The 10,262-nt window shown below is 39.5% G+C and carries 9 protein-coding genes; 5 read left to right on the top strand and 4 right to left on the bottom strand.

Annotated features, from left to right (window positions below):
• Window positions 1-255: 255 nt before the first annotated feature.
• Both M3206_RS03090 and def read right to left on the bottom strand, forming a co-directional pair.
• Complete coding sequence (locus M3206_RS03090; RefSeq protein ID WP_251311031.1) at window positions 256-678, bottom strand: HTH domain-containing protein; 423 nt, start codon at window positions 676-678, stop codon at window positions 256-258.
• A gap of 177 nt (window positions 679-855) precedes the next feature.
• Window positions 856-1,407, bottom strand: coding sequence for a peptide deformylase (gene def / locus M3206_RS03085; protein ID WP_251311030.1), 552 nt, complete (start codon window positions 1,405-1,407; stop codon window positions 856-858).
• Window positions 1,408-1,938: 531 nt separating this feature from the next.
• Between def and pdhA the strand changes: the two genes are divergently transcribed.
• The 4 genes from pdhA to lpdA all read left to right on the top strand — a co-directional run bounded on the left by pdhA (window position 1,939) and on the right by lpdA (window position 6,848).
• On the top strand, window positions 1,939-3,021 hold the full coding sequence (gene pdhA / locus M3206_RS03080; RefSeq protein ID WP_251311029.1) for a pyruvate dehydrogenase (acetyl-transferring) E1 component subunit alpha: 1,083 nt from the start codon (window positions 1,939-1,941) through the stop codon (window positions 3,019-3,021).
• A gap of 1 nt (window position 3,022) precedes the next feature.
• Window positions 3,023-4,000, top strand: coding sequence for an alpha-ketoacid dehydrogenase subunit beta (locus tag M3206_RS03075; RefSeq protein WP_251311028.1), 978 nt, complete (start codon window positions 3,023-3,025; stop codon window positions 3,998-4,000).
• 102 nt (window positions 4,001-4,102) lie between these two features.
• Window positions 4,103-5,431 carry a dihydrolipoamide acetyltransferase family protein gene (locus tag M3206_RS03070; RefSeq protein WP_251311027.1) on the top strand — a complete coding sequence of 443 codons (1,329 nt, stop codon included), beginning with the start codon at window positions 4,103-4,105 and terminating at the stop codon, window positions 5,429-5,431.
• Between the two features lie 4 nt (window positions 5,432-5,435).
• Window positions 5,436-6,848: a dihydrolipoyl dehydrogenase gene (gene lpdA / locus M3206_RS03065; RefSeq protein WP_251311026.1), complete on the top strand. Its 1,413-nt coding sequence runs from the start codon at window positions 5,436-5,438 to the stop codon at window positions 6,846-6,848.
• Between the two features lie 72 nt (window positions 6,849-6,920).
• Here the strand turns inward: lpdA and M3206_RS03060 are convergent.
• Window positions 6,921-8,248, bottom strand: a protein-coding gene (locus M3206_RS03060; protein WP_251311025.1) for an IS3 family transposase whose coding sequence is annotated in 2 segments (ribosomal slippage) — window positions 6,921-7,876 and window positions 7,876-8,248 — 1,329 coding nt in all. Because the reading frame shifts where the segments join, the coding sequence is not laid out codon by codon here.
• A 200-nt stretch (window positions 8,249-8,448) separates the two neighbouring features.
• On the opposite strand from M3206_RS03060, the gene M3206_RS03055 reads away from it, so the two are divergent.
• Window positions 8,449-8,679, top strand: a complete 231-nt coding sequence (locus tag M3206_RS03055) for a hypothetical protein (RefSeq protein ID WP_251311024.1) — start codon at window positions 8,449-8,451, stop codon at window positions 8,677-8,679.
• On the opposite strand, the gene M3206_RS03050 is transcribed toward M3206_RS03055, so the two are convergent.
• Window positions 8,674-10,164 (bottom strand): glycine betaine uptake BCCT transporter, encoded by a 1,491-nt coding sequence (locus M3206_RS03050; protein ID WP_251311023.1) that lies wholly within the window; start codon window positions 10,162-10,164, stop codon window positions 8,674-8,676. The two genes, M3206_RS03055 and M3206_RS03050, sit on opposite strands and share 6 nt — an antisense overlap.
• Between the last annotated feature and the right edge of the window lie 98 nt (window positions 10,165-10,262).

Here is a 10,262-nt window from a genome sequence, read left to right as displayed (position 1 = left end):
CATCATAGATATTTTCTAGACGCATCTTTATCACGCGTCCGCCGAGCTTTCCTTTTTTACTGTCATGAATCTGCTTAATGAGTTGATAATCCTCTTCATCTTTTGTTTCTCGTTCAAGGCGCTTTGGCTCTGCTTTTACCCAGGCATAATAGCTATTCCGTTTTACACCAGCTATTTCACAGAGATGGGAGACATGGCGTTTTAGGTTGTGTTTTCGGATCGTTTCATTGATGAGCTGATACTTCTCAGATGTTGTTACTTCTTTTTCGCCTGCCTTTCTAGTTCCTTGAGCTTTTTTAAGAAGTCGATCTCCATTTCAAGGAAAGCATTTCGAGCTTCTGCTTTCTTTAATTTTTCTTCTAAGGTTAGTTCCTTCGAAGAAGGACGTCCTGTACTGCCTTTCCCACGACGCTCCGTGTAAAATCCATCCTCTCCATGCGCTTCAAACGAGTACCTCCAGCGTTTTAAACAAGCATGTGGTTTATCGACTCCAATCATCTCGATATCAAAACCATGATCTATAAAAATTTTCATTGGTAATTTTCCTTGTAAATATTCTTTTACAGCTTGAACCTTAAACTCAGGTTTATAGGTGATAGAACGATCTGAAACATGGCTTACATTTGGATTGTTTTCAAGTTGTTTTCTTTGAAGTTCGTTATAGATAATTTTACTCACTGTGGATTCCCCGTTCTCCCTGTTTGGTTTGATTATAACGGTTTTCTTGTTTAAGAACACAAAAAATCCCGAATACCGGACTTTTTATAAGTGTCCATTATTCGGGATACAGTTCAATACAGGTGGAATTCAGCTTTTTTTAGTTATTTTAGAAATCTTACGACGACACTCAATCTTTTATCGATATGTTACAGAATTTGCCGGGGGTTCAAATGGCTGTTTTTCATTGATTCGATCATAGAACATAATGCCATCCAGGTGATCGAGTTCATGTTGAAAACAAATCCCAGGCAGACCCTTTAATTTCATTTCAATCAGTGAGCCATCGGGTGTATACCCTTTTACCGTCACTTTCGCATAACGAGGAACTAATCCTGGAACATCTCTGTCTACAGACAGGCAGCCTTCGCCACCATCTAAATAAGTCATTTGCACAGAATGACTGACGATCTTTGGATTTAATAGCGCATAGCTGTACAGTTGTCCTTTCTCGTCTGTCAAATGCATAGCAAATATTCGTTTTGATATTCCGATTTGTGGTGCAGCAAGACCAATGCCGGGTCTAAGATTATACTTAGCTGCAATCTCAGGATCCTGGCTGTTCTTTACGAACTCCAAGAGCTTGTTTGCTGTTTGAATATCCTCTTCTGAGAATGGAATGGGTACTTCTTTAGCTTTTTGCCTAAGAACCGGATTTCCATCCCTAACAATATCTTTCATCGTTAACACAAGCAAAACCTCCGTGCTGAAAAAATTCATTTAGTTGTAATTTCCTCTTATCATAACATAGAGAAAATTTATAGAAAAAGAACAGAAATTAAAAATCTTTGATGTTTATTGCTTATCCTGTAGGTTTGTTCTGTTTCAACTAACGACTGATACAGAATGTTGAATGAGGTGAAACAGTTTTAATATGTGAGAATACAGAAATAGGAAGAAGGGGTTTGGAAATAACGTAAAACTTAGAGAGATTCTATTGATTGACGGCATTTGGCAGGTGGTGTAAACTAAGTAACGTGAAAAGGTTTATTGTGTTACTTTAATTACATAATTAAGTAATACAGTTAGGATGCCATATGATGGTTTAGCTCCTGAACACAAGGGAAAACTTGAATGGAGGACACAAGGTACGCCTAAGGGCCTTTTAAAAATATAATTCTGTCTTAAAAATGCAGTACTTTGGACAACCTAGTATGTATGTGTGTGTTTTTAAGATAAGGGTAAACTGACAGGGTAAAAGAAAGGAAGAGGTGACTTTTCATGACGAAAACAATTGATGCTGTTCAAGATCAATTTGAAACGTTTCAGATTCTTTCTGAAGATGGAGAAGTAGTTAACGAATCAGCAATGCCTGAATTGTCCGATGAACAGCTCCAAGAATTAATGCGCCGTATGGTTTATACGCGAATTTGGGATCAGCGTGCAATCTCTTTAAACAGACAAGGACGTCTAGGTTTCTATGCACCAGTTGCTGGACAAGAAGCTTCAATGCTAGGAAGCCAATTTGCTTTGGATAAAGAGGATTGGATTCTTCCAGGATACCGTGATATTCCTCAAATCGTATTTCATGGTTTTCCTTTATATCAAGCATTCTTATGGTCTCGTGGACACTTCCAAGGCGGACAGATTCCTGAAGGTGTAAACATTCTTATGCCACAAATCATCATTGGAGCTCAAATCATTCAAGCTGCTGGTGTTGGTTTAGGTCTAAAGAAAAAAGGCAAGAAAAACATTTGTATTACTTACACAGGTGATGGCGGAGCGTCTCAGGGTGACTTCTATGAAGGATTAAACTTTGCTGGTGCTTATGCAGCAAACACAGTGTTTGTTGTTCAGAACAACCGCTTTGCAATTTCAGTTCCTGTAGAAAAGCAATCTGCTGCAAAAACAATTGCACAAAAAGCAGTGGCTGCTGGTATTGAAGGTATCCAAGTAGATGGAATGGACGTACTTGCTGTTTACGCTGCTACACAACAAGCTCGTGAGCGTGCGATTGCAGGAGAAGGTCCGACATTGATCGAGACTCTTACTTACCGTTATGGTCCTCATACGATGGCAGGGGACGACCCTACACGCTACCGTACAAAAGATCTAGATAGCGAATGGGAAAAGAAAGATCCTCTAGTCCGTTTCCGAAAGTTTTTAGAGAAGAAGAACCTTTGGTCTGAAGAACAAGAAAACAAAGTAGTTGATGAAGCGAAGGAAGACATTAAAGCTTCTATTAAAAAAGCTGACGGTGCTCCTAAACAAAAGGTTACTGATCTTATCAACTTTATGTTTGAAGAGCTTCCATACAACCTTCGCGAGCAATTAGAAGAATATACAGCAAAGGAGTCGAAATAATATGGCTCAAATGACTATGATTCAAGCAATTACAGACGCGATGCGCAATGAATTAAAAAACAATGAAGACGTAGTTGTTTTCGGTGAAGACGTAGGTCAAAATGGTGGAGTTTTCCGTGCGACTGAAGGTCTTCAAAAAGAGTTTGGAGAAGAGCGTGTTTTCGATACTCCACTTGCAGAGTCTGGAATTGGGGGACTTGCAATAGGTCTTGGGCTTACAGGTTTCCGTCCAGTAATGGAAATTCAATTCTTTGGATTTGTATTTGAAGTATTTGATTCAGTTGCAGCTCAAATGGCTCGTATGCGCTATCGTTCTGGTGGCGTTTATAACTCTCCAGTTACAATCCGTTCTCCATTTGGAGGAGGAGTTAAAACACCTGAACTTCATGCTGATAGCTTAGAAGGATTAATGTATCAAACACCAGGAATTAAAGTAGTTATTCCATCAACACCATACGACGCAAAAGGGCTATTGATTTCCGCGATCCGTGACAATGATCCTGTTGTTTACTTAGAGCACATGAAATTATACCGTTCTTTCCGTGGTGAGGTTCCTGAAGAAGAATACACAATCGAACTAGGTAAAGCTGATGTGAAACGTGAAGGTAAAGACGTTTCTATCATTACTTATGGTGCGATGGTTCATGCTTCATTAAAAGCTGCTGATGAGCTTGAGAAAGATGGTATTTCTGCTGAAGTTATCGACCTTATGACAATCAGCCCGCTTGATATTGACACAATTATTGCGTCTGTTGAAAAGACAGGCCGTGCAATTGTTGTTCAAGAAGCTCAAAAACAAGCTGGTATCGGTGCGTTTGTTGTAGCTGAGATTAATGATCGTGCTATTTTGAACTTGGAAGCTCCTGTACTGCGTGTAACTGCACCAGATACAGTGTTCCCATATGCATCTGCTGAAGATGTTTGGATTCCAGATCATCGTGATATTGTAGAAAAAGCAAAGAAAGTCTACAATTTCTAAAATATAATTGAATGTTAGCTGAAAGGGAAGTTTTTAAAGACTTCTTCTTTCAGCCTTTTCACATGAACGAGTAAAATAGATTGAAAAATGGAGGCGTTAATCGTGGCATTTGAATTTAAGCTTCCCGATATTGGTGAAGGAATTCACGAAGGTGAAATTGTAAAGTGGTTTGTTAAAGCAGGGGACACTATTAAAGAAGATGACATCCTGCTAGAAGTACAAAATGACAAAGCCGTTGTTGAAATCCCTTCTCCTGTAGACGGAAAAGTTTTAGAGTTGAAAGTAGATGAAGGTACGACATCTGTTGTAGGTGATGTTCTTTTAACAATCGAAGCAGAAGGTGAAATTCCTGCAGATGCGCATGGCGGAAGTGAAGAGCCAGAGCAGCCGAAAGCTAAGGAAGAAAAAGAAGTAACAGCTGATCAAGCTAATGAAACGGAAAAAGCTGAAGCGGAAACAGATAAGTCAGAAGATACTGCTAAAGAAGAGCCTGCTGATGAAACGAAACGCGTAATTGCTATGCCTTCTGTTCGCAAATATGCTCGTGAAAAAGAAGTAGATATTCGTAAAGTGCAAGGGTCTGGTGATAACGGACGCGTACTTAAAGAAGATATCGATAAGTTTGTAAGCGGCGGCGGAGAAGCTGCAGCAGAAGCACCAGCTGCTGATAAAGATGCACAAAAAGCAGAAGCAGGTAAGAAAGAAGCTCCTAAAGCAATTCCAGCTGGAGAAATGGAAACACGCGAAAAGATCAAAGGTATTAGAAAAGCGATCTCTAAAGCGATGGTTAACTCCAAACATACAGCTCCACATGTTACACTTATGGATGAAGTGGACGTTACTGACCTTGTTGCACACCGTAAGAAGTTCAAGCAAGTAGCGATGGATAAAGGAATTAAACTTACTTATCTTCCATATGTGGTAAAAGCATTAACATCTGCACTTCGTGAGTTCCCAGTGCTTAACGCTTCAATCGATGATGCGAACGAAGAAATCGTGTACAAGCACTATTACAATATCGGAATCGCTGCAGATACTGATAACGGATTGATGGTTCCAGTTGTAAAAGAAGCTGATCGTAAGTCTATCTTCAAGATCTCTTCTGAAATCAACGAATTGGCTACAAAAGCACGTGATGGAAAACTTTCTGGAGAAGAAATGAAAGGCGGATCTTGTACGATTACAAACATCGGATCTGCTGGCGGACAATGGTTCACTCCAGTAATCAATCATCCTGAAGTAGCAATCCTTGGAATCGGCCGTATTGCTGAAAAAGCAGTTGTTAAAGATGGAGAAGTTGTTGTCGCTCCAGTACTAGCACTTTCTCTAAGCTTTGACCACCGTCTGATCGATGGTGCAACTGCACAAAATGCATTGAATCACATTAAGCGTTTGTTGAACGATCCACAACTATTAGTAATGGAGGCGTAATTCGATGGTAGTAGGAGATTTTCCAATTGAGTTAGACACACTTGTCATTGGTTCAGGTCCTGGGGGATATGTAGCGGCAATTCGCGCTGCACAATTAGGACAAAAAGTGGCTATTGCGGAAAAGGCTGAAATGGGAGGCGTTTGTTTAAACGTTGGTTGTATTCCATCTAAAGCTCTTATCAATGCAGGTCACCGTGTTGAACATGCTAATCACTCAGAAGATATGGGGATTACTGTTGAGAACGTAAAGGTTGATTTCGGCAAAGTCCAAGAGTGGAAAGCTGGCATCGTGAAGAAGCTTACAGGCGGTGTTGAAGGACTTTTAAAAGGTAACAAAGTTGAGATCATCCGTGGTGAAGCTTATTTCGTAAATGAAAACACAGTTCGTATCATGGACGAAAAGAATTCTCAAACTTACACATTTAAAAATGCTATTATTGCAACAGGTTCACGTCCGATCGAAATACCAGGATTTAAATGGAGTGATCGTGTCATTTCTTCAACTGGTGCTTTAGCACTTAAAGAAATTCCTAAGAAGCTTGTCGTTATCGGCGGTGGATATATTGGAATGGAGCTTGGAACGGCTTATGCAAATTTCGGTACTGAAGTTACTATCCTTGAAGGTGGAAAACAAATCCTTCCAGGTTTCGAAAAGCAAATGAGTCAAGTAGTTTCTAAGCGTTTAAAGAAGAAAGGCAATGTGGAAGTCTTTACTGAAGCAATGGCTAAAGGCGTTGAAGAAACAAAAGATGGTGTTACAGTAACTGCTGAAATCAAAGGTGAGTCAAAAACTTTTGATGCTGATTATGTACTAGTAACAGTTGGACGCCATCCAAATACTGAAGAACTTGGTCTTGAGCAAGTTGGTGTTGAAATGACTGAACGCGGTCTTATCAAGATTAACAAGAAAGCTCAAACAAGCGTAAGTGGCATCTATGCGATTGGTGATGTTGTAGAAGGTCCAGCGCTTGCTCATAAAGCTTCTTATGAAGGTAAAGTAGCAGCTGAAGTTATCAGCGGACATGCTTCTGAAATCGACTACTTAGCGATTCCTGCTGTTGTATTCACAGATCCAGAACTAGCTTCAGTTGGATATGATGAAAAGTCAGCTAAAGAAGCAGGGTATGAAGTAAAAGCTTCTAAGTTCCCATTTGCAGCTAATGGACGAGCTCTATCTATGAACGAAACAGATGGCTTCATGAAGCTTATCACTCGTAAAGAAGATGGACTTGTTCTAGGTGCTCAGATCGCTGGCGGAAATGCTTCTGATATGATCGCAGAACTTGGATTGGCAATCGAAGCAGGAATGACTGCAGAAGATATTGCTATGACAATTCATGCGCATCCAACATTCGGAGAGATTTCAATGGAAGCTGCAGAAGTTGCAATCGGACTTCCTGTTCACATCGTAAAATAATCCATATAAAAACCCCTTGTACCGTATCATGAACTGCACCCTATAAAATAGACAGTTTATAAAAAGGACCTTTTAAGCAGCTAGTAGATGACCTCGGAATTGTTCCGGGGTCATCTTTTTTAATCCCCATTGATAGCGTGCAGAGTTGTAATACTCCATATAATCTTCAATCTTTCCTCTTAACTCAGCCACCGTTTTGCATGTTGTGGCGTCTACTTCATCTTTGAAATGGCCGAAAAAGGATTCTATTGGTGCATTGTCTAAACAATTTCCTTTACGCGACATGGATTGAGTGAACCCCAGTTCTTTCACTCTTTTGCGATATTCAGGATGAGTATAGTGAACTCCTTGATCGGAATGCAGGAGCGCTTCAGGGTGGACGTTTCCGTCCAAGGACATTATTAAGTTATCTAATGTTTTATATACAATTCCCATCTCTAATGAAGTAGATAGATGATAGGCCAATATTTCACGTGTTGTACCGTCTTTAACACATGACAAATAAACTTTTGTTCGATTCTCCAAGTATAAATACGTAATGTCTGTCAGTAAAACCACACCTGGTTCTTGAACGAATTTTCGGTTCAATACATTTGGACAGGTCTTATGTTTTTGAGTAGCCTTCGCCAAGCGTCTGTAAGGATTCTTTCTTCTGATAATGGATTGGATGTTAAACTTTCTTGTGAGACGAAATATCTTTTTAAGATTCATGATTACCCCATAATCATTCTCTAACTTCATCTTGATCTCACGTCCACCATCTCTTTTGTTTCTTTTATCGTATATTTGTTTAATGAGCTTATAATCCTCTTCATCACGCTGCTCGCGTTTACTACGTTTGTCTTCCGCTTTTAACCATGCGTAATAGCTTTTACGCTTAACCCCAGCAATCCCACAGAGGTAGGAGACCATTCTCTTAAGTTGGAATCTCCTAATGGTTTCTTCAATTAGTTGAAATTTCTCTGATAACGTTAATGCTTGTTCTTCTTCGCCTGCCTCTCTAGTTCTTCGAGCTTTTTTAAGAAGTCATTCTCCATTTCTAGAAAGGCAATACGAGCTTCTGCTTTCTTTAATTTTTCTTCCGCCGTTAATTCCTTCGAAGAAGGACGTCCTGTGCTGCCTTTACCTCGACGCTCGGTGTAAAACCCTTCGTTACCAAACTTTTCATAGGAGCGTCTCCAACGCTTTAAACACTGTTTTGGTTTTTCTGGGCCAATCATTTTAAGATCGAAACCATGTTCAAGAAATATGTCCATTGGTCCTTTTCCAGCTAGGTTCTCTTGAACAGCTTTCTCTTTAAACTCTGGTTTATAGCTGATATTCTGTTCTGAAACATGACTGACATTCGGATTGTTCTCCAGTTGTTTACGCTGAAATTCATCAAATTTAATTTTACTCATTTTCTAATCCCCGTTCTCCTCATTTGATTTGATTATAACGGGTTTATTGCAGAAGAACACAAAAAACCCGAATAAGGGACTTTTTTATAAGTGTCCATTATTCGGGTGACAGTTCATCAGCGGTACAAGGGGTTTTTTGTTTCTACATATAATACAAATCTCTTCATAACATTTAATATAAAGCTTATATGGAGGATGCTATGAATGTGATGCTGTGTATTACTATTCAAATCTTGGTATGGTGCGGATATTCGTTAGTTCTTTATCTATCGCACCATGACCATTCATTTTATGAAACCGTGCTTTTACTCATGTTTTCTTACTTTAATTTTTTAATCGCTATGAGGTTTATTCCTAAACGAACCACAGGTGTAAATATAACGATTTTATTTACCGTGATCTATGTGGCGGGTAGAATTGTATTTTTATGATTTTCGTTTCTCTTCTGAAAGTGCCTTTTGCAGAGAAATCATCATAAAGATCAAAACAAATGCAAATGGGAAAGCTGCGATTATCGAAGCGGTTTGCAATGCTTCTAGCCCTCCTGAATACAGTAATATTGCCGCCGCTGCAGCAATAACCATACCCCAGACGAACTTAATCTTAGAAGAAGGCTCTAGTCTCCCATGACGGGTTTGCATACCGAGAACAAAGGTTGCTGAATCCGCAGACGTAATGAAAAAGGTACTGATTAAGAAAATCGCAAGCAAGGACATAATGAAACCGAATGGAAGATGCTCAAGCATAGCGAATAATGCAGTTTCAGTTCCTTTATCAGCAATGATCTTATTAAGTCCGATGTTATCAAAAATCTCCAGATGTAGTGCTGCCCCTCCAAATATAGAGAACCATAATGCGCCAAAAAGAGTTGGGACAAGCAGTACGCCTAACACAAATTCTCTGATTGTTCTTCCTTTTGATACACGTGCGATAAAAGTACCGACAAAAGGTGCCCAAGCAATCCACCATGCCCAATAGAAGACAGTCCAGCCTTGAATCCAGCCGGCTTCACTAGGAACGAAAGGACTTAACTTTAAACTCATGCTAGGTAAAAATTGAAGATAGTTCCCTAAAGACTGCACAAAAACATCCATAATGAAATTCGTAGATGATGCGAACAGCAAGAATAGCATCAATATTATGGCAAGAATAATATTCAAATTACTTAAATATTTTATTCCTTTATCAAGTCCAGTCTGTGCTGAAACAGTAAATAAGACGGTTACAACAGCGATGATGATAAGTTGTGTAGTGAAATTGTTAGCAATATTCGTCACATAAGATAGACCGCCGCTAATTTGTACGGCACCGAGTCCAAGAGACGTAGCAACACCGAAGATGGTTGCAAATACGGCAACGATATCAATTGTCTTTCCTATAGGTCCATTTACTTTGTCACCAATTAGAGGAGTAAAGATTGCACTAATAAGACCTGGTGCCCCTTTTCTAAATTTAAAATAGGCTAACGAGAGACCAATCAGGGTATAAATTCCCCAAGGGTGTAATCCCCAATGGAAGAAGCTGTAGCGCAGTGCTGCTTGTGCTGAGGCGGCATTTCCACCTTCACCGCTAGGAGGTGTATAAAAGTGGCTGATAGGTTCTGCTACACCCCAGAATACAAGTCCTATCCCCATCCCGGCACTAAATAACATCGCAAACCAGGTAACCATACTGTATTCTGGTTTGTCATCGGGCTCTCCTAGTTTAATTTTCCCAAACTTACTAAAGGCCAGATAGAGGACGAAAATTAAAAAGCTTGTTGCTGATAGAAGATAAAACCAGCCGAATTTCTCTTGCAAGAAATTTTGGATTGTAGTGGCTTTTGCTTGTAATTCCTCTGGAAATAAAAATCCTATGACAATAAAAACGACTGAAATGAGTAATGAAACGATAAAAACCGTATTCGTTTTTTTCATTTCTTCACCAACCTTTCTTAGTATGTATCTATTTTATTTTTCCCTAAGGGCCCGAAAGTTTACATTGTAATTCAAATAAAATAGGAAGTCCAATCATA

It is taken from the genome of Fictibacillus phosphorivorans (genome assembly GCF_023715845.1).
Lineage (GTDB): Bacteria > Bacillota > Bacilli > Bacillales > Fictibacillaceae > Fictibacillus > Fictibacillus phosphorivorans_D.
Note: the sequence above shows the minus strand (reverse complement) of the source record. Positions and strands in the feature narration are given on the sequence as shown.